We start from the raw sequence: 18,999 nt of genomic DNA on the forward strand, positions 1-18,999 counted from the left end.
TTTTGGCACGCTGTTGAGTTCTCAAGGAACGGACGCTTCCTTTGTACTCACCCTCAGAACATTTTCTGGGGCTTTCCTCCGGGCGCTTCCCTTCGTTCTTGCGTTTCCGACTCTATCAGACTCTTTCGTGTCCGATTCCCGGTCGAAGCGGGTTTCGCATTTCTCGCCCTCAGGGAATTCGCTTTCGCGTTTCCCTTTCCGGCGAGCCAGACACTATCAGGCCTTTCCGTACCCGCCGACCGGCACCCCGCAAGCATGCGGCTGCCCGATATCGGGTTAGGGTTTGGGCTTGATAGTCGCCGCCGACCCCCGACTCAATGTCGCGTTGGGGCCAGGCAGGAGTACGACAGTACAGGCTGCCTGGAGTCGAGGCAAATCGTTGCCGGTACACCCCTAGGTCCTCGAACCACCAGGACTCGGGCGGAACCGGGACTTCTTATGACTTACGCTGCTGAGCAGTACGCCGTCCTCCGACCAGCCGCGGCGGCGCCATTGAAGCTCCACTCTGGGAGGCTCCCCATGACCACTGTGACGTCCCCTCTTGCCGGACGTGCCATCGGGCTCGCTGCGGTACCCGACCCGGTCTTCTCCGGTGCGATGGTGGGCCCCGGCACCGCCATCGACCCCCTGCGCGAGCCGTCCGAGGCCGTCTCGCCCGTCGACGGGATCGTCGTCTCCCTTCACCCGCACGCCTTCGTGGTCGTGGACAGCGAGGGCCATGGGGTACTGACCCACCTCGGCATCGACACGGTCCAGCTCAACGGCGAGGGCTTCGAGCTGCTCGTCAACAAGGGAGACACCGTCACGCGTGGCCAGGGCGTCGTCCGGTGGGACCCGGTTGCCGTCGAGGCGGCCGGCAAGTCGCCGGTGTGCCCCGTCGTGGCGCTGGAGGCGACTGCCGATTCGCTGTCCGACGTCATCGAGGACGGCGACGTGAAGGTCGGCGACACACTGTTCGGCTGGCAGTAACGCGTTCGGCGCAGTGACAGCCGACTGGATATCCACCGCGGGGGCTTCGGCCGCCGCACAACCGGAGACGGGTGCAATGCAGACAACGCTGCGAGGCGTAGGCGTGAGCCACGGTGTGGCGATCGGCGAGGTACGGCACATGGGCACAGCGGTGCTCGAACCGCCGGCCAAGCAGATTCCGGCCGAGGAGGCGGAGCGCGAGCAGGGGCGGGCCCGGCAGGCCGTGGAGGCCGTGGCGGCCGACCTCGTCGCCCGCGGCAACCTGGCCGGGGGCGAGGCCCAGCACGTGCTGGAGGCCCAGGCCATGATGGCCCAGGACCCCGAACTCATGGCGGATGTGGACCGGCGCATCGCTGTCGGCAGTACCGCCGAACGCGGGGTGTACGACGCGTTCGCCTCGTACCGTGCCCTGCTTGCCGGTGCCGGTGAGTACCTGGCCGGCCGCGTCGCCGACCTCGACGACGTGCGCAACCGCATCGTGGCCCGGCTGCTCGGCGTGCCCATGCCGGGTGTGCCGGACAGCGATGAGCCGTACGTACTGATCGCCCGCGATCTGGCACCGGCCGACACGGCGCTGCTCGACCCCACCCTGGTGCTCGGCTTCGTCACCGAGGAGGGCGGGCCGACCAGCCACAGCGCGATTCTGGCGCGGGCGCTCGGTGTGCCCGCCGTCGTGGCGCTCCCCGGAGCCGGCGAACTGGCCGAGGGCACTGTGATCGCCGTGGACGGCAGCACAGGCGAGATCTTCGTCGAGCCGAGTACCGAGAAGCGGGCGGAGCTGGAGAGTTCCGCCGCCGCGCGCAAGGCGGCGCTGTCGGCGTCGACCGGTCCCGGCGCGACCTCCGACGGGCACAAGGTGCCGCTGCTCGCCAATGTCGGCGGGCCCGGCGATGTGCCGGCGGCGCTCGAGGCGGGTGCGGAGGGTGTGGGTCTGTTCCGCACCGAGTTCCTCTTCCTGGACGACAGCAAGCAGGCGCCGTCCGAGGAGAAGCAGATCGCCGCGTACCGCGCGGTGCTGGAGGCCTTCCCCGAGGGCCGGGTCGTGGTGCGGGTGCTGGATGCCGGGGCCGACAAGCCCCTGGACTTCCTGACTCCGGCCGACGAGCCGAACCCGGCGCTGGGCGTGCGCGGACTGCGTAGCCTGCTGGACCACCCGGACGTGCTGCAGACGCAGCTGACCGCGCTGTCCAAGGCGGCCGAGGGGCTTCCCGTCTACCTCGAGGTCATGGCCCCCATGGTCGCGGACCGTGCGGATGCCAAGGCCTTCGCCGACGCGTGCCGTGCGGCCGGGCTGCAGGCGAAGTTCGGCGCGATGGTCGAGATCCCGTCGGCCGCGCTGCGGGCGCGCTCGGTGCTGCAGGAGGTGGAGTTCCTGTCGCTGGGCACCAACGACCTGGCGCAGTACACCTTCGCCGCTGACCGTCAGGTGGGTGCGGTGTCCCGGCTCCAGGACCCGTGGCAGCCCGCGCTGCTGGATCTGGTCGCCATGTCGGCCGATGCCGCCAGGGCCGAGGGCAAGAGCTGCGGCGTCTGCGGTGAGGCCGCATCGGATCCGCTGCTCGCCTGTGTGCTGACCGGTCTTGGCGTGACGTCGCTGTCGATGGGTGCCGCGTCCATTCCCTATGTGCGCAGCACTCTGGCGAAGTACACGCTCGCGCAGTGCGAGCGTGCCGCGTCGGCCGCGCGTGCGGCGGACTCCGCCGAGGAAGCGCGCGTTGCCGCGCAGGCGGTGCTGTCGGGCGAGTAGGACGTACGCAAGCGTGAGAAGGGGCTTCCCGCCGGTGGCGGGGAGCCCCTTCCGGCTGTCAGTGGTGCGCCTCCGGTTCGTCGGCACCGATGTCGAAGCCCGCGCAGTACTCCACACCGGATTCGGGCGAGACGGGATCACCGGTGTCGGCGTCGGTGCAGTAGGCGCTGAACACCTCCCCCGCGGTGAGCGGGACGAGGCGGCCGCCGGTCAGGCGCCAGCCGTGGACCCGGTCCGCCGCCCCCGGAGCGCTGGTCCGCAGGACGACTCCCCCGTGGCTGTCGAGGGCGATGCCGACGGCCAGCACGGTCACGAACTCGGCGCCCTCCGCAGAGTCGAGGTGCGCGGGGCCGGTGGTCTCGCGCTCGGTGTGCAGGGCGGCGAGCAGTTGCTCGTTCTCCGTGGGAGTGCTGCAGACCATGTGGTGGGTGCCGGGGCCTGCCGCCTCCAGGGTGCGCAGCAGGAGGTGCGAGGCACGGTCGAAGGCGGCTCGGCCGATGTCCTGTCCGCAGTCCGCGCAGTCGCCGAGCCCCGACAGGAGCATCGTGGCGTACTCCCACGTGGCCTGCCGGACCGCGCGGGCGACGAGGAGCGGGATCAGGGTGTCGATGGGTTGTCCGGTGTAGGCGACGGTGGCACCGCAGGCCGCGATCTCCGCCGTGAACCGGCTGCGGCCGGCCGGGGTATCGGGTGCGATTCCCGATTCGGCGCAGAACTCCGCGTATTCCTCCGGGTCGAAGAGAGCGACCGTCGTGTGCATGCCCTGGGCGGCGAGCGTCCGGAGCAGGCCCTCCACCTGCCGCAGGTAGACGGTGTGGTCGTCGAAGGTGAAGGTGCCGTAGCGGCGCATCGCCGCGAAGTCCTGCTCATCGGTCAGGAGGCCGATGACGGTCGGTGCTTCGCGGCGCAGCGTGCGTCGCATCGTGGTGCCGGTCCGGCCGCGGACGGTGGCCCGGTTGTTCCTGGTCTGCGCCATGATTCCCCCAGTGCGCTGTCGAACATTGCTCACTCAGCGTAATCACGGGCACTGACAGTGGCCGCCGTCAGTGGCGCTTGCGGGCCAGCTCCTCGTAGAAGTGGAGGAGTTCCAGATTGTCGATCGAGCCGGGGTTGACTGCCTTGGCCAGCGCGGTTCCCTGGAGCAGGCGCTTGACCGGAACCTCGATGCGTTTGCCGGTGAGGGTGTGCGGGATGCCTGGGACCTCGATGACCTCGTCCGGGACGTGGCGCGGCGAGAGGTTCTCGCGGATGGTGCGCTTGATGCTGTCGCGGAGGGTGTCGTCGAGTGCGGCGCCTTCGGCGAGGTGGACGAACAGTGGCATCCAGTAGCCGCCGTCGGGCTCCTCCAGTCCGATGACGAGGGACTCGCGGATCTCGGGGAGGCGCTCGACGGCTTCGTAGATGTCCGCGGAGCCCATGCGGACGCCCTGCCGGTTGAGGGTGGAGTCGGAGCGGCCGTGGATGACGACGGATCCGCGGTCGGTGATCGTGATCCAGTCCCCGTGGCGCCAGGTGCCCGGGTACGTCTCGAAGTAGCTCTCGCGGTAGCGGCTGCCGTCGGGGTCGTTCCAGAAGCGGATCGGCATGGACGGCATGGGCTTCGTGACGACGAGTTCGCCGACCTCTCCGGTCAGGGGTTCGCCCGCGGGGTCCCAGGACTGGAGGTCCGTACCGAGGCAGGCGGCCTGGAGTTCGCCGATGTGGACGGGGAGGGTGGGGACCGCGCCCGCGAAGCAGCTGCAGACGTCGGTGCCGCCGCTGACGGAGGCGATCCACAGGTCGTCGGCCACTTCGTCGTGGAGCCAGCGGAATCCGTCGGGCGGGAGCGGGGAGCCCGTGGTGGCGACGCACTGGATGCGGGAGAGATCGAAGTCCCGCCCCGGGTGGATGCCGGCCTTGCGGCAGGCCATGACGTACGCGGCGGAGGTGCCGAAGAGGGTGGCGCCCGTCTGTTCGGCGACGCGCCACTGGGCGCTGACGTCCGGGTAGCCGGGGCTTCCGTCGTACAGCACGAGGGTGGTGCCGGTCAGGAGGCCGGAGACGAGGAAGTTCCACATCATCCAGCCGGTGGAGGTGTACCAGAAGAAGCGGTCCTCGGGGCCGAGGTCGCAGTGCAGGCCGATCTGCTTGAAGTGTTCGAGCAGGATGCCGCCCTGGGACTGGACGATGGCCTTGGGGAGGCCGGTGGTGCCGGAGGAGTAGAGGACCCACAGCGGGTGGTCGAAGGGGACCTGTTCGAAGACCGGCTCGGTGTCCGCGGTGGTGAGGGCGGACCAGTCGAGGGCGCCTTCGGGTGCGTCGGTGCCGAGCAGCGGGATGTGGACGACCGCGCGCAGGGTGGGCAGTTCGCGGCGCAGTTCGGCGACGGTGTCCGCGCGGTGGTGTTCCTTGCCGCCGTAGCGGTAGCCGTCGACGGTGAACAGGACGACGGGTTCGACCTGCTGGAAGCGGTCCAGGACGCTGCGGGCGCCGAAGTCGGGGGCGCACGAGGTCCAGACGCCGCCGACGGCCGCGGTGGCGAGGAAGGCGACTACCGCCTGCGGGATGTTGGGGAGGTAGCCGCTGACCCGGTCGCCCGGAGTGACGCCGAGGGCGCGGAGTTCGGCGGCGAGCGAGCCGACCTGGCGGCGCAGCGCGGACCAGGAGACGGGGACCTGGGTGTGGGTCTCGTCGACGTGCAGCAGCGCGGGGGCGTCCGCTCGGAGCGGGTCCTCGGAGGTGCGCAGCGCGTGCTCGGCGTAGTTGAGCGTGGCACCGGGGAACCATGCGGCGCCGGGCATGGAGCGGTCGCCGATGACGGTCTCGTACGGGGTGGAGAACCGGACGTCGAACCACTCGGCGACGGCCTTCCAGAAGGTGTCGAGCTCGTCGACCGACCAGCGGTGCAGGCTCGCGTAGCCGCCCTCGGCCGGTGCTCCGTGGTGCTCGGCCGCCCAGCTCTGGAAGCGGGTGACGGCCGCGGCCGCGATGCGGTCCGGGCCGGGCTGCCACAGGGGGGCTTCGTGGGCTGCTGAGGTCATGGGGCTGCTCCTGGCTGTACGGGTACGCGGTGTGTGCGTGTGTCGCGCGCACGGGCTGGGGGGTGCGCGTGAGGCGGCTCCACGGACGATGCCATGTGATCGTCTTTCGCACCAGGGTTGCCCGGCCACGGCCGGGCCGCCCGCTGTGTGGTCCGGCCACATCTCCTCCCGTCCGTCCGTCTGCCGCCGGGCGCGGGTGAACGGAAGTTGAACAGAACCCGTTCCGGGATCACCGGGTGGCAGGGTGAGCCGCATGGACGGTCGTGACCTGGTGCGCTCGGTGGGATTGGTCGGTTCGAAGCAGGGGCTGCGTACGATGCGCTCCGCGTGGCGGCGGGCACGGGCGGATGCGCGGGCGTTGCCTGCGCGCGGCCCGGAACGGGCGCGGGTGCCGGGGGCCGTGGTGGGCGCGGAGCCGGAGCCGGGCGGTGGCGTGGTGAGGTTCGCCCGTTCGGAGCTGCGCATCCGTGTGGCGGTGGGCGGGGCGGTCTTCTGGGGGTGGGACGGTGCGGAGCCCGCTCCGTCCTACGCGCTGCCGGGGTCGGCACCCGATGCCGATCCCCGGGCGGTGCTGGAGCCGGACAAGGACGGCGGCTGGCAGGTCGTGTCGGAGCGGCTGACGGTGGTGGTGTCGCGGCACGGTGCGGTGGAGTTGCGGACTCCGGGCGGGGTGGTGCTGCGGCGGGACCTGCCGCCCCGGTGGTGGGAGCCGGTGGCGGGCGGTCCCGTGCGGTGGGTGCAGCGGTCCGAGGTCCCGGCGGACGCGCGGTTCTTCGGGCTGGGCGGGCGGGCCGGGGGCCCACGGCTCCGCAGCGGTGTGTACGGGCTGTGGAACACCGATCCGGGCGGGCGGTTCGGGCCCGGGGACGATCCGCTGTATCTGACGATGCCGGTGCAGATGGTGGTGTCGGACGCGGGAACGCATCTGGTGTTCCACGACAACTCCTGGGCGGGGCGGGTGGCTCTGCGCGAGGGCGAGGAGGGGGCGGGCTCGGGGCATGACCGGCCGGGCACGTCCGAGCTCCGCGTCGACGGCGGACCACTGCGCTGCTGGGTGATGGTGGGGACGCCCGCCCGGGTGCTCCAGGGGTGGGCGGCGCTGACGGGCGCGCCGGCGGTGCCTCCGTCCTGGGCGCTGGGTCCCCAGCATGCGCGGTGGGGGTTCGGGAGCGAGCGGGAGGTGCGGCGGGTCGTCGCGGGGTACCGGGAACGGGGGCTGCCGCTGTCCGTGCTCCATCTCGACATCGACCACTTCGACGCGCACCGGGTGTTCACGGTGGACCGTGAGCGGTTCCCCGATCTGCCGGGGCTGGCGAAGGAGTTGCGCGAGGACGGGGTGCGGCTCGTGTCGATCGTGGACCCGGCGGTGGCGGCCGTGCCGGGGAACGCGGTCTTCGACACCGGTGCCGCGGTCGGTGCTTCGGGTGCCTTCGTCCGGGACGCACGGGGGCGGACGGTGCGCGGGGAGGTGTGGCCGGGTGAGTGCGTGTATCCGGACTTCACCGATCCGCGGGTGCGCGAGTGGTGGGGCGGGCTGTACGAGGAGCGCCTCGCGCAGGGGTTCTCCGGTGTGTGGCACGACATGAACGAGCCGGTGTCGTTCGCGGCGTTCGGTGAGCCGACACTGCCCCGTTCGTCCCGGCACTCGCTGGAGGGGCGCGGCGGCGATCACCGGGAGGCCCACAACGTGTACGGCCTCGCGATGGCGCGTGCCGGGTACGAGGGGCTCCTGCGGCTGCGTCCCCGGGAGCGCCCGTTCCTGTTCTCGCGGTCCGGCTGGGCGGGGATGCAGCGGTACGGAGGAACCTGGTCGGGTGATGTGGCGACCGGCTGGCCCGGGTTGCGGGCCTCGCTCGCGCTGGTGCTGGGTCTCGGGCTGTGCGGGGTGCCGTATTCGGGACCGGATGTGGGCGGTTTCGACGGTTCGCCGTCGCCCGAGCTGTATCTGCGGTGGTTCCAGCTGGGGGCGTACCTTCCGCTGTTCCGTACGCATGCGGCGATCGACGCGGGGCGCCGGGAGCCGTGGGAGTTCGGGGCGCGGGTGCTCGACGGTGCGCGGGAGGTGCTGGTGGAGCGGGAGCGGCTGCGGCCGTACTGGGTGACGCTGGCCCACCTGGCCCGGCTGACCGGGGCCCCGTATGTACGTCCGCTGTGGTGGGCGGCGCCCGGCGACCGGGCGCTGCGGGAGTGCGAGGACGCGTTTTTGCTGGGGGACGCGCTGCTGGTGGCGCCGGTGCTGGGGCCGGGTGTCGAGGAGCGGTCGGTGCGGCTGCCGGCGGGGCGCTGGTACGACACGGTGAGCGGTGCGGTGTACGAGGGGCCGGGTCAGGTGGTGGTCGGGGCGCCGCTGTCGCGAATGCCGGTGCTGGCGCGGGCCGGTGCGGTGATTCCGGTGCGGGGTGCGGATGGCGGGCTCGAACTGGAGGTCTGGGCTCCGGTGGAGGGTTCCGGCGGGGGCGGCTCGGTGGTCCGTGACCGGGGTGACGGCTGGGAGCCGGTGGTGGTCGAGCGGTACACGAGCCGGCTCGTGGAGGGGCGGGTCGTCGTGGAGCGGGACGGTGAGGAGGGCCTGGTGGACTGCCCGGTCCGGGTGCGGGGGCTCTGAGCCGGGGTGCGCGGTCAGCGGTAGCGGCCCGCGAACCAGGCGCGGACCGCCTCGGTGTGGAGGGGGAAGGCGAGCGCTTGGGGGGTGCGCAGCACGTCGTATCCGGAGGTCTCGTCGGTCGGTACGGACGGCGGGAGTGCGGCGGCCGGCCGTGCGGGGAGCAGCCCGAACAGGAGGAGGTGGCCCTCGGGGTCGCTGAGGGCGTCGGCGAGGCGGACGTCGTCGCGGGCCGCCTCGATGCCGGTCTCCTCGCGGAGTTCGCGTACGACCGCGTGTTTCCAGTCCTCGTCGTGGTCGATGAAACCGCCGGGGAGGGCGGTTCCGCCGAGGCGGGGTTCGATGGTGCGGGTGATGACGACGAGTCCGGTGCGCGCGTCGCCTGTGCGTTCGTCGCCGGTGACGGGGAGCAGGGCGACGGCGACCGGCAGCGGGTTGCGGTAGGCGGTGGCGCCGCAGGCGGTGCAGACGCGGGGCCAGGCGTCCGGGGAGGAGAGCGCGGTGTACGGGGTTCCGCAGCTGCCGCAGTGGGAGTTCTTCACGGGTTTCTCCGGTTTCCTCGTCGCGGACACGCGCGGACTGTATCCGATCGCCGGCCGGGGACGGCCGGACTAGTGGACGATGTGCTCATGACAGGTATGGGTTCCGCTTTCCGTGTCCTGGCGGCGACTGCCGCCACTCTGCTCGCCCTCACCGCCGCCACTCCGGCGGCGCAGGCGAAACCCGAGCCGAAGGCTCCCGGGGACTTCGTCGCCCTGCGCACGGTCGATCCCACGATCATCCAGGAGATGCGCTACCCCACCGGGCACGACTTCATGGGTGTACCGGTTGACGGGTACCGCCAGTCGCTGTGCATCCTGACCCGCCCGGCGGCCGAGGCCCTGCACCGGGCCCAGGTCCGGCTGCTGGCCCAGGGGTACTCGCTGAAGGTGTACGACTGCTACCGGCCGCAGCGGGCCGTGGACCACTTCGTGCGGTGGGCGAAGGACCTCGACGACGAGACGATGAAGGGCGAGTTCTATCCGCAGGTCGACAAGACCCGCCTGTTCGCGGACGGTTACATCGCCGAGAAGTCCGGACACAGCCGGGGCAGCACGGTGGACCTGACCCTGGTGCGGCTGCCGGCCCTGCCCACCAGGCCGTACCGTCCGGGCGAGAAGCTGGTGCCGTGCCACGCCCCTCAGGCCGAACGCTTTCCGGACAACTCGGTCGACATGGGCACCGGATTCGACTGCTTCGACACGCTCTCGCACACCGATGACCCGCGGATCCAGGGCGTGCAGCGCGCCAACCGCCAGTTCCTCAAGAAAACGCTCACCGACGCCGGATTCGTGAACCTCGCCGAGGAGTGGTGGCACTACACCTTCAAGCCGGAGCTCTTTCCGGACACCTACTTCGACTTCCCCGTGGCCCGCAGGTCCGTCGCCGGCCACTGAGGCGACGCATCCGGAAGGGTGCGAGCGGGCGGCCGGGACCACCCCCGTGGGTTCCGGCCGCCCGCTCTCCTTCTCGGACGCGGATCCGCCGTATCCGGTTGCCGATCCAGCCACTACGGTGCCGGTATGTCACAGCAGACGTTCGATTCGTACGAAGAGTTCTGGCCCTATTACGTCGCGATGCACTCCCGGGCCGCGACCCGCTGGGTCCATCTCACCGGCACCCTGACCGGTCTAGCGATCACCGCCTACGGGCTGGCGCGCGGCCGGAAGCGCTACCTGGCCGCGCTGCCGCTGATCGGGTACGGCACCGCCTGGCCCGCCCATTTCCTGATCGAGAAGAACAACCCAGCCACGTTCGGTCATCCGGCCTGGTCGCTGCGCGGCGACGCGCAGATGATCGGGATGATGCTGGCCGGCCGCGACCACGAGCTCGCACGGACCGCTGCCAAGTGGCTCGCCGACAACAGCTGACCGTGGCACACTTCTGACGTTCCGTCAGATCCAGTGCCGGGAGGGGCTTTGCCGCGCAAGCGCATACCTGTGGTGGCCGGGTGGTTCACCGAGGACGGTACGGAGGAGGACTTCCGGCTGCTGGGCACCCGCTGCCCGCTCTGCTCGTCCGTCTTCTTCCCGCCCCAGAAGGGGCTCTGCCGCAATCCGGGCTGTACGGGCGGCGAACTCGCCGAGGTGCCGCTGTCCCGGCACGGCACGGTCTGGTCGTACACCGACGGCCGCTACCGGCCGCCCGCGCCCTACCTCTCGGACCCGGAGGTGCCCTGGGAGCCGTACACGCTGGTGGCGGTCGAGCTGGCGGCCGAGCGGATGGTCGTGCTCGGGCAGGCCGCCCCCGGCGTGGGCGTGGCGGACCTCGCGGTCGGAATGACCGTGGAGGCCGTGCCGGGAGTGATGGACGCCGGCCCCGGCGACGACGACGGCGTGGTGCGGACCACCTGGCGCTGGCGGCCGGTCGCACCCGTCTCCGCGGGCGGTGCGGCATGAGCGGGGACGTGGCCGTCCTCGGGGTCGGGATGCACCCCTGGGGCAAATGGGGCCGAAGTTTCGTGGAGTACGGCACGGTGGCGGCCCGCAGCGCGCTCGCGGACGCGGGCGTCGAGTGGCGGGACGTGCAGTCGGTGGTCGGCGCCGACACCGTGCGCGGCGGCTATCCGGGGTACGTGGCCGGGGCGACGTTCGCCCAGGCGCTCGGCTGGCAGGGCGCCCGCGTCACCAGCGTGTACGCGGCCTGCGCGTCGGGCGCCCAGGCGGTGAACACCGCCAGGGCGCAGATCCTGGCCGGCATGGCCGACGTGGTGCTCGTGGTGGGCGCGGACGCGGCGCCCAAGGGGTTCTTCGCACCGGCGGGCGGCGAACGGGCGGACGATCCGGACTGGCTGAGGTTCCGGGTGCTCGGTGCGACCAATCCCGCGTACTTCGCGCTGTACGCCCGCCGCCGGATGGCGCTGCACGGCGACACACCGGAGGACTTCGCGCTGGTCAAGGTGAAGAACGCGGCGGCCGGCGCGCTGAACCCGAACGCCCGCTACCGGGCAGCGGTGAGCGCCGAACAGGTCGCGGCCTCCGCGGTGGTCGCCGATCCGCTGCGACTGCTGGACATCTGCGCCACCTCCGACGGCGCGGCGGCCCTGGTGCTGTCCAGCATGGACTTCGCCCGGCGCCACGGGGCACCGGACCCGGTCCGCATCCGCGCCGTGTCGACCGTGACGCCCACGTACCCGAAGGCCGTGCTCGATCTGCCGGACATCGCCACGGACTCCGCGGTCGCCGTGGAACCCTCTCCCCTGAGCTTCCGGGGCTCGATCGCCCGGGCGGCGTACGAGGAGGCGGGCATCGGCCCCGGGGACCTGTCCCTGGCGGAGGTCTACGACCTCTCCACGGCGCTGGAACTGGAGTGGTACGAGGACATCGGGCTGTGCGCCCCCGGCGAGGGCGCCGCGCTCGTGCGCTCCGGGGCGACGGCGCTCGGCGGACGCATCCCGGTCAACCCGAGCGGCGGACTCGCTTCCTTCGGTGAGGCGGTACCCGCCCAGGCCATCGCGCAGGTCTGCGAGCTGACCTGGCAGTTGCGCGGCACGGCGGGGGAACGCCAGATTCCGGGCGCGCGGGCCGGCATCACGGCCAACCAGGGACTGTTCGGCCATGGCTCCGCCGTCGTCGCGGTGCGCTGAGATGCCGCTGACAGACCCCAACAGCGTTTGTTGTCAGCCTTCTTGACGACCCATCAAGCACGGAGAACACTCCATTCCCAGCCGATGCCGTCCTCCCACACCGCGGCGGCCGGCTGATCCCACGCTCGTCACGGTCGCCGGGCGGGGCACGGATTCTCCCTGCCCTCGGCCTCCGCAGCCATGGAAGCGCCCGGCGAAACCCGCCGGACAACCACTGGGAGCGCCATGAGCAATGGAGACATCTTCACCGGGGAAGTCCTCGGAACGGCCATCCTCATCCTCTTCGGCGCGGGCGTCTGCGCCGCCGTCACACTCCACCACTCGAAAGCCAGAGCCGCGGGCTGGGTCGTCATCGCGTTCGGATGGGGGTTCGGGGTGCTGGCCGGGGCCTACACCTCCGCCCCGCTGTCGGGCGGCCACCTCAACCCGGCGGTGACCGTCGGCATCGCCGTCGACACCGGTGAGTGGGACAAGGTCCCGCTCTACCTCGCGGGTCAGCTGACGGGTGCCGTCATCGGCGCTGTGCTGGCCTGGCTGACGTATTACGCGCAGTTCCGCGCCAACGCCGACAAGGAGACGTCCGGCCCCACGCTCGGTATCTTCGCGACCGCGCCGGAGATCCGGAACCCGGTGGCCAACCTCGTCACCGAGGTCATCGCGACGGCCGCCCTGGTGCTGCCGATCCTGGCCTTCGGGAAGAACGCGGGCATCGGGATCGGCCCGGTCGCGGGGTCGGAGGCCGGGATCTACGGCTCCGGGATCTCGGTCCTCCTGGTGTCGCTCCTGGTGGTGGGCATCGGGCTCTCGCTCGGCGGCCCCACCGGATACGCCATCAACCCGGCCCGTGATCTCGGCCCCCGGCTGGTGCATGCGCTGCTTCCGATACCGAACAAGGGAACGTCCGACTGGAGTTACGCCTGGATACCGGTCGTGGGGCCGCTCCTGGGCGGACTGCTGGGCGGTCTCGTGTTCAACGCCGCGTTCTGAGGCCTCGGCCACAAGCACCCGAGGGACAAGGGGAGTCATGACGACCAGGTATGTCGCCGCCATCGACCAGGGCACCACCTCCAGCCGTTGCATCATCTTCGACCAGGACGGCGCCGTCGTCGCCGTCGACCAGCGCGAGCACCGGCAGATCTTCCCCCGGCCCGGCTGGGTGGAGCACGACGCCTCGGAGATCTGGACCACCGTGCAGGCCGTCGTCGCCGGCGCCCTGGACCGGGCCGGGCTGCGGGCGGACCGGCTCACCGCGCTCGGGATCACCAACCAGCGCGAGACGACGGTGCTCTGGGACCGGGCCACCGGGCTCCCCGTCCACCACGCGATCGTCTGGCAGGACACCCGTACCGCGGACCTGTGTCACGAACTCGGCGGCAGCGACGGGCAGGACCGGTTCCGCGCCACCACCGGGCTGCCGCTGGCCAGCTACTTCTCCGGCCCCAAGGCGGCCTGGCTGCTGGACCACGTACCCGGACTGCGCGAGCGGGCCGAGCGGGGCGAGATCGCGTTCGGCACCATGGATTCCTGGCTGATCTGGAACCTCACGGGCGGCACGGCGGGCGGTGTCCACGTCACGGACGTGACCAACGCGTCGCGCACCATGCTGATGGATCTGGAGACCCTGCTGTGGGACCCGGCCGTCCTGGCCGCGATGAACATCCCGGAGGCGATGCTCCCGGAGATCCGGTCGTCGTCCGAGGTGTACGGAACGGCCGTGGGAGCGCTGGCCGGAGTGCCGGTGGCCTCCGCGCTGGGAGACCAGCAGGCCGCGGTGTTCGGCCAGGCCTGCTACGACCCGGGCACGGCCAAGAACACGTACGGCACCGGCAGCTTCCTGCTGCTCAACACCGGCAACCGTCCCGTGGCGTCCAAGAACGGGCTGATCACCACCCTCGGCTACCGGATCGGCGACGAACCGCCCGTCTACTGCCTGGAGGGATCGATCGCGATCACCGGGGCGCTCGTGCAGTGGTTCCGCGACCAGCTCGGGATCATCGGCAGCGCGGCGGAGATCGAGGCCCTCGCCGCGAGCGTCGAGGACAACGGCGGGGCGTACATCGTGCCCGCGTTCTCCGGGCTGTTCGCCCCGTACTGGCGTTCCGACGCCCGGGGGGTGATCACCGGCCTGACCGGTTACGTCACCAAGGCGCATCTGGCGCGGGCCGTCCTGGAGGCGACCAGCTGGCAGACGCGTGAGGTCGTCGACGCGATGTTCCAGGACTCCGGGGTGCCCATCACGACGCTCAAGGTGGACGGCGGCATGACGGCCAACCATCTGCTGATGCAGCACCAGGCGGATGTGCTGGGCGTTCCGGTGATCCGCCCGAAGATCTCGGAGACCACCTGCCTGGGCGCGGCGTACGCGGCGGGGCTGGCGACCGGGGTGTGGTCGGGGCTCGACGAGCTCAGGACGCACTGGCAGCGCGATGCGGAATGGCAGCCGGGAATGGAGCCGGAGGACCGCGAACGCGAGTACGGCAACTGGCGCAAGGCGGTGGAGCGGAGTCTCGGCTGGCAGGAGTAGCGGGAGGCCTCCGCTCCCCGGCGCCCATGGACGCGCGGCCCGTACCCCCGTCGGCGGGGGTACGTGCCGCGTTCCGCCCGTCTACGTCGTGGCGGGTTCGCGGAGCCGGTCCACCCGGGCCACCGCGTGTTCGACGACGGCCACCAGGACGTCCCGTACGGACGAACGGTCCCGCGCGTCGCACATCAGTACCGGCACCTGGGGATCCAGGTCCAGCGCCGCCCGTACCGTCCCGGCGGGGAACCGGTCGGCGCCCTCGAAGCAGTTGACGGCCACGGCGAACGGGATCTCGCGGCGCTCGAAGTAGTCGACCGCCGCGAAACAGTCCTCCAGCCGTCGCGTGTCCGCGAGGACGACCGCCCCCAGCGCACCCTGGGCCAGTTCGTCCCAGAGGAACCAGAAACGGTCCTGTCCGGGGGTTCCGAAGAGATACAGCACGAGGTCCTCGCGCAGGGTGATCCGCCCGAAGTCCATCGCGACCGTCGTCGTGGTCTTCGCCTCGACGCCGTCCAGGTCGTCCACCGGACGTCCCGCCTCGCTCAGCCTCTCCTCCGTACGCAGCGGTCTGATCTCGCTGACCGCGCCCACCAGGGTCGTCTTGCCCACTCCGAAGCCGCCCGCCACCAGGATTTTCAGGGTAACGGGCTCAACGGGCCGCCTGCTGCGGCTAGAGCGCCCGAAGGCCATTGATCACCTCGCGAAGAATGTTCACGTCCGGCAGCTCGGCCGGCGGAACGGGACGGGTTACGTGCACCAGCTCGTCGTCGACGAGATCACCGACCAGGACCCGGACGACCCCGACGGGGAGGTCCAGACCGGCCGCGAGCTCGGCGATCGACTGGGGCATCTCACTGCAGAGTTCGACGATCTCCACATGTTCCGGGGAGAGCATCTGGTCCCTGCCGGGGTCGTCGGCCGCGGGTTCGGGCATGACGATCGCGATCAGGTCGAGGCGGTGACGGGAGGCGCTGGTGGTGCGTCCCCTGGTCATCGCGTACGGGCGGACCACCGGCCCCGCGTCGGCGTCGTACCAGCGCGAGGACTGAGGGTCGCCGGGGGTCCCAGGGGTGCGGGAGGTGTCGGCGCTCATCCCGTCCACTCACCCTCCGGAGGACAGACCGGTCGTCCGTGGCGCGTTGGCCAGGTGGGCTCCCACACGCTTGACCATCAGCGTCATCTCGTACGCCACCTGCCCGACGTCCGAGTCGGAGTCGGCCAGTACGGCGAGACAGCTGCCGTCACCGGCCGCTGTGACGAACAGGAAGGCCTCGTCCAGTTCGACGACGGTCTGCCGGACCCTGCCCGCGTCGAAGTGGCGGCCGACGCCCTTCGCGAGGCTGTGGAAACCCGAGGCGACGGCCGCCAGGTGCTCGCCGTCCTCCCGGGTCAGGTCCTTGGACGCGCCGGTGGGAAGGCCGTCGCTGGAGAGCACCAGCGCCTTGTGGATGCTGGCGACGCGCTCGACGAGTTCGTCGAGGAGCCAGTTGAGCTCACCCGAACCCTGACGTGCGGAGTTGAGTGCTGCGGCGTTCGGTGCGGTCATGGACCGTCCCCTCCCGGAGTGGTTCCTTGTGCTGTATCGCCGGGGCCGGTCCCGTCCTCGGCGTTCTGCAGGCGTCCGCGCTGCCAGCCGCGCTGGAGCGAGGCCATGCGGTTGCGTACCTCGTCGGCGTCCCGCTCGATGTCCTCGGCGCTCTCCACCGGGTCCGGGCCGGCCACGCCCGAGCCCTCGCGCAACTGCGGGGCGAGACTGGCCTGGCGGATCCGGCGCGGCAGTCCGCCCACGGTGTCGGCCTCGGGCGACGCGGACGGCACGGCTGAGGTGTGTGAGCGCGGCGCGGGCACCGACGGCGCGGACCGCGGCGCTTCGGCGGGTCCTGACACCGTCCGGAAGCCCGTGGACCGCCGGGGTTCGGCGGATCGGCGCCGGTCCTCGTACGGTACGGGGCCGGTGGCCCGGGGCCGGGCCGAGGTGTGCGCGGGCTCCGGATCGCCGGTCGTGGGGTGGGAGCGGCTGCTCTCGTCGACACGGACGCCGCGGTCGGTGACCAGGGTCGGCGGCTTGCGGCGGGGCAGCGGGCGCGTGCCGTCCGGGCGCAGGGCCCGCACGCCGTCCGGCTCCTCCGTCCGGTCGGCCGCCTGCTGGTGCTGCTCGCGGTCGGCCTGGCGCCGGAACTCGCGGGCGCGGAAGATGCCGCCGCGTTCGCTCTCGGTGTCGTCCAGGTCGCTGCCCCCGTCGCGTGCGGGGTCGGTGCCCCGGCCGGCGACGGCTTCGAGGAGCGGGTCGCGGTCGAAGTCCAGGGACGCGACCGGTCCTTCGAGCTCGACCGGGCCGTCCAGCAGAGCCGGGTCCATCAGTCCGCTGGGAACCGGTGAGAGGCTGCCCGGCCTCTCCTGCGGGCGGTCCTGCGGCCGGGCGGCGGCGAGGCCGCGGTCCGGTGTGTCCGGCCCCCCGTCCTCCTTCGGGCCGCTGCCGGGCCTGCTGCTGGCGATCGCCTTCTCCGACCTGCGGTCGAGACGGAATCCTGTGCCGTGCGCGTCCGGGGCGTCGGTGAGCAGCGCCGCCGGAATGAAGACGACGGCGGTGGTGCCTCCGTACGGGGAGGTCTGGAGCGAGACGCGGACGTTCTGCCGCTGGGCCAGCCGGCTGACGACGAAGAGGCCGAGCCGGTCGGTGTCGGACAGTTCGAACTCGGGGGTCTCCGCCAGTCGGAGGTTGGCGTCCAGGAGCACTTCGGGAGGCATCCCCAGGCCGCGGTCGTGGATTTCGAGGGTGAAGCCGTTGGCGACCTGTTCGCCGTGCACCTGGACCGCCGTGTGCGGGGGCGAGAACACCGTGGCGTTCTCCAGGAGTTCGGCGATGAGATGGGTGAGGTCGGCGACGGCGGGGCCGCCCACCCCGATCTGCGGGAGGCGGCGGACCTCGATCCGCTCGTAGTCCTCCACCTCGGCGACGGCGGCCCGCACCACGTCCATGAGCTGGATGGGCTTGCGCCACTGCCGGGAGGGCGCGGCCCCCGAGAGGATCACCAGCCCCTCGGCATGGCGCCGCATCCGGGTGGTGAGGTGGTCGAGGCGGAACAGGTCGGCGAGTTCGTCCGTGTTCTCGGTGCGGCGCTCCATCGTGTCCAGAAGCGTCAGCTGGCGGTGCAGGAGCACCTGGTTGCGGCGGGCGAGGTTGACGAAGACCTCGGAGACGCCGCGCCGCATGTCCGCCTGTTTGACGGCCGCCTCGACCGCCGCGCGCTGCAGCGTGTTGAGCGCCTGCCCGACCTGGCCGATCTCGTCCCGTTCGTAGCTGAGGTGCGGGGACTCGGTCTCGACGTCTATCTGTTCGCCCGCCGCCAGACGGCGCATCACGCTCGGCAGGCGGACCCCGGAGACCTCGTGGGCGTCCTTGCGGAGCCGGGAGAGGTCGCGGACGAGCTCGCGGCCGATGCGTACGGACACGAAGACGGAGACGAGCAGGGCCAGGAACCCCAGCACACCGGCGACGCCCGCCTTGATCAGGACGCCGTAGCCGGCGGGCTTGCCGCGGTCCTGGAAGCGGTTGTTCATCTCGGTCGAGTCGTTGGCCAGCCGGTCCAGGACCGGCGGCGCGACCTCCTGCCAGCGGGCGGCGTCCACGGCACGGGAGTCGCGGGTGGGGCCCTGGGCGATGAGTCCGCTCTCGGCGGTGCGCAGCGGCTCGCTGTCGGGGCCGGACCAGTACTGCTCCACACGCTGCCGCTCGGAGGCGGGCAGGACCTGGAGGTTGATCTCGTACAGCAGTTCCCGGTTGGCCACGAGGTCGGAGATCTGCCGGAGTTCGGGGGCGGTGAACCGCCCTGCCAGGAGTCCGGAGGCGACCAGGGCGTCTTCCCGGGAGAGCATCTCGCGGGCGCGCGAGACACCGGTCAGGGCCCGGACCTGCTTGTCCATGGACACGTTCTCCATGGTGTGAAGTCCGGTCAGGAAGCGGTAGCAGGGGTCGATGAGGCGGTTGTAGTAGTCCATCGCCTTGGCCCGGCCGATGGTCCGCCGGTCGACGGAGTCGCGGAGGGCGTCGAGCTCGTCGACCGCTCCGAGGATCGAGCCGAGCTGCGTCTCGGCGTCGGGGCGCAGTGCGTCGCGGATGTCCTTCTGCTGCGCGCTCGCGGTCACGCGCTCCACGACGCGGTCGGTGACCGCGCGTTGCGTGCGCAGGACCGGAAGTGCGTCGGAGGCCCTCGGGTCGGCGAGGAAGACGAGGGTCTGGCGGCGCTCGTTCTGCACGGCCCTGACGGTGTCCTCCAGGGGGTGGCCGACCTTCTCCACGATGGTGCTCGCACTCAGCAGCTGGCCGGCCTCGCGTCCGGTCAGATAGGTGGCAAAGCCCCAGAGTGCGGTGAGGGAGACGAGCGGCACCAGAAGCAACGCCACGATCTTCCTGCGGATGGACTTTCCGCGAAAGCGCATGGCCTCCCCCAGCTCGGCCCCGCAGGGCGGGGATGGTGTTCCGTCAACAAACGGCGCGAGCCTACTACCGACACA

General features: G+C 71.5%; 16 protein-coding genes. 9 read left to right on the forward strand and 7 right to left on the reverse strand.

Annotated elements, in window-relative coordinates; genetic code table 11:
- Nucleotides 1-519 precede the first annotated feature (519 nt).
- Complete coding sequence (locus ACIQMX_RS37665) at nt 520-969, forward strand: PTS glucose transporter subunit IIA (protein ID WP_326664463.1); 450 nt, start codon at nt 520-522, stop codon at nt 967-969.
- A gap of 76 nt (nt 970-1,045) precedes the next feature.
- Nucleotides 1,046-2,716 (forward strand): phosphoenolpyruvate--protein phosphotransferase, encoded by a 1,671-nt coding sequence (ptsP, locus tag ACIQMX_RS37670; RefSeq protein WP_363078478.1) that lies wholly within the window; start codon nt 1,046-1,048, stop codon nt 2,714-2,716.
- A gap of 58 nt (nt 2,717-2,774) precedes the next feature.
- Here ptsP and ACIQMX_RS37675 read toward each other — a convergent pair whose 3' ends face one another.
- On the reverse strand, nt 2,775-3,692 hold the full coding sequence (locus tag ACIQMX_RS37675) for a hypothetical protein (protein ID WP_402485043.1): 918 nt from the start codon (nt 3,690-3,692) through the stop codon (nt 2,775-2,777).
- A 67-nt stretch (nt 3,693-3,759) separates the two neighbouring features.
- Nucleotides 3,760-5,736, reverse strand: a complete 1,977-nt coding sequence (locus tag ACIQMX_RS37680) for an acetoacetate--CoA ligase (protein WP_402485045.1) — start codon at nt 5,734-5,736, stop codon at nt 3,760-3,762.
- Between the two features lie 253 nt (nt 5,737-5,989).
- Here ACIQMX_RS37680 and ACIQMX_RS37685 point away from each other — a divergent pair, with 253 nt between their 5' ends.
- The gene (locus tag ACIQMX_RS37685; RefSeq protein WP_402485048.1) at nt 5,990-8,341 is read left to right on the forward strand and encodes a glycoside hydrolase family 31 protein; all 2,352 of its coding nucleotides are present in this window, start codon (nt 5,990-5,992) and stop codon (nt 8,339-8,341) included.
- Between the two features lie 14 nt (nt 8,342-8,355).
- Here ACIQMX_RS37685 and ACIQMX_RS37690 read toward each other — a convergent pair whose 3' ends face one another.
- Nucleotides 8,356-8,910, reverse strand: a complete 555-nt coding sequence (locus ACIQMX_RS37690; RefSeq protein WP_402485050.1) for an NUDIX domain-containing protein — start codon at nt 8,908-8,910, stop codon at nt 8,356-8,358.
- 57 nt (nt 8,911-8,967) lie between these two features.
- Here ACIQMX_RS37690 and ACIQMX_RS37695 point away from each other — a divergent pair, with 57 nt between their 5' ends.
- From ACIQMX_RS37695 to glpK, 6 genes are all read left to right on the forward strand, one after another.
- On the forward strand, nt 8,968-9,774 hold the full coding sequence (locus ACIQMX_RS37695) for a M15 family metallopeptidase (RefSeq protein ID WP_402485053.1): 807 nt from the start codon (nt 8,968-8,970) through the stop codon (nt 9,772-9,774).
- 126 nt (nt 9,775-9,900) lie between these two features.
- A complete protein-coding gene (locus tag ACIQMX_RS37700; protein WP_363078466.1) occupies nt 9,901-10,248 on the forward strand; it encodes a DUF962 domain-containing protein in 348 nt (115 codons plus the stop codon).
- A 48-nt stretch (nt 10,249-10,296) separates the two neighbouring features.
- Entirely contained in the window at nt 10,297-10,776 is a 480-nt protein-coding gene (locus ACIQMX_RS37705) for a zinc ribbon domain-containing protein (RefSeq protein ID WP_363078464.1), read from the forward strand.
- Nucleotides 10,773-11,963 (forward strand): lipid-transfer protein, encoded by a 1,191-nt coding sequence (locus ACIQMX_RS37710; RefSeq protein ID WP_363078462.1) that lies wholly within the window; start codon nt 10,773-10,775, stop codon nt 11,961-11,963. Before ACIQMX_RS37705 ends, ACIQMX_RS37710 begins: the two co-directional genes overlap by 4 nt.
- 225 nt (nt 11,964-12,188) lie before the next feature.
- A complete protein-coding gene (locus tag ACIQMX_RS37715) occupies nt 12,189-12,950 on the forward strand; it encodes an MIP/aquaporin family protein (RefSeq protein ID WP_363078460.1) in 762 nt (253 codons plus the stop codon).
- Between the two features lie 37 nt (nt 12,951-12,987).
- A complete protein-coding gene (glpK, locus tag ACIQMX_RS37720) occupies nt 12,988-14,487 on the forward strand; it encodes a glycerol kinase GlpK (protein ID WP_402485059.1) in 1,500 nt (499 codons plus the stop codon).
- Between the two features lie 81 nt (nt 14,488-14,568).
- On the opposite strand, the gene ACIQMX_RS37725 is transcribed toward glpK, so the two are convergent.
- From ACIQMX_RS37725 to ACIQMX_RS37740, 4 genes are read right to left on the reverse strand one after another with little or no spacing between them, the layout of a single operon-like run.
- Nucleotides 14,569-15,174 carry an ATP/GTP-binding protein gene (locus ACIQMX_RS37725; protein WP_363078456.1) on the reverse strand — a complete coding sequence of 202 codons (606 nt, stop codon included), beginning with the start codon at nt 15,172-15,174 and terminating at the stop codon, nt 14,569-14,571.
- Nucleotides 15,155-15,577, reverse strand: coding sequence for a DUF742 domain-containing protein (locus ACIQMX_RS37730; protein ID WP_363078454.1), 423 nt, complete (start codon nt 15,575-15,577; stop codon nt 15,155-15,157). The genes ACIQMX_RS37725 and ACIQMX_RS37730 overlap by 20 nt, the downstream gene beginning before the upstream one ends.
- A 9-nt stretch (nt 15,578-15,586) precedes the next feature.
- On the reverse strand, nt 15,587-16,030 hold the full coding sequence (locus ACIQMX_RS37735) for a roadblock/LC7 domain-containing protein (RefSeq protein WP_363078452.1): 444 nt from the start codon (nt 16,028-16,030) through the stop codon (nt 15,587-15,589).
- The gene (locus ACIQMX_RS37740) at nt 16,027-18,924 is read right to left on the reverse strand and encodes a nitrate- and nitrite sensing domain-containing protein (protein ID WP_402485064.1); all 2,898 of its coding nucleotides are present in this window, start codon (nt 18,922-18,924) and stop codon (nt 16,027-16,029) included. The genes ACIQMX_RS37735 and ACIQMX_RS37740 overlap by 4 nt, the downstream gene beginning before the upstream one ends.
- Between the last annotated feature and the right edge of the window lie 75 nt (nt 18,925-18,999).

Source organism: Streptomyces sp. NPDC091416 (genome assembly GCF_044756845.1).
Classification (GTDB): Bacteria; Actinomycetota; Actinomycetes; order Streptomycetales; family Streptomycetaceae; genus Streptomyces.

Coding starts and splice junctions, on each gene's coding strand:
- ACIQMX_RS37700 (WP_363078466.1), top strand. CDS start 9,901: ATGTCACAGCAGACGTTCGATTCGTACGAAGAGTTCTGGCCCTATTAC.
- ACIQMX_RS37735 (WP_363078452.1), bottom strand. CDS start 16,030: ATGACCGCACCGAACGCCGCAGCACTCAACTCCGCACGTCAGGGTTCG.
- ACIQMX_RS37710 (WP_363078462.1), top strand. CDS start 10,773: ATGAGCGGGGACGTGGCCGTCCTCGGGGTCGGGATGCACCCCTGGGGC.
- ACIQMX_RS37725 (WP_363078456.1), bottom strand. CDS start 15,174: ATGGCCTTCGGGCGCTCTAGCCGCAGCAGGCGGCCCGTTGAGCCCGTT.
- ptsP (WP_363078478.1), top strand. CDS start 1,046: ATGCAGACAACGCTGCGAGGCGTAGGCGTGAGCCACGGTGTGGCGATC.
- ACIQMX_RS37730 (WP_363078454.1), bottom strand. CDS start 15,577: ATGAGCGCCGACACCTCCCGCACCCCTGGGACCCCCGGCGACCCTCAG.
- ACIQMX_RS37740 (WP_402485064.1), bottom strand. CDS start 18,924: ATGCGCTTTCGCGGAAAGTCCATCCGCAGGAAGATCGTGGCGTTGCTT.
- ACIQMX_RS37665 (WP_326664463.1), top strand. CDS start 520: ATGACCACTGTGACGTCCCCTCTTGCCGGACGTGCCATCGGGCTCGCT.
- ACIQMX_RS37715 (WP_363078460.1), top strand. CDS start 12,189: ATGAGCAATGGAGACATCTTCACCGGGGAAGTCCTCGGAACGGCCATC.
- ACIQMX_RS37685 (WP_402485048.1), top strand. CDS start 5,990: ATGGACGGTCGTGACCTGGTGCGCTCGGTGGGATTGGTCGGTTCGAAG.
- glpK (WP_402485059.1), top strand. CDS start 12,988: ATGACGACCAGGTATGTCGCCGCCATCGACCAGGGCACCACCTCCAGC.
- ACIQMX_RS37680 (WP_402485045.1), bottom strand. CDS start 5,736: ATGACCTCAGCAGCCCACGAAGCCCCCCTGTGGCAGCCCGGCCCGGAC.
- ACIQMX_RS37695 (WP_402485053.1), top strand. CDS start 8,968: ATGACAGGTATGGGTTCCGCTTTCCGTGTCCTGGCGGCGACTGCCGCC.
- ACIQMX_RS37675 (WP_402485043.1), bottom strand. CDS start 3,692: ATGGCGCAGACCAGGAACAACCGGGCCACCGTCCGCGGCCGGACCGGC.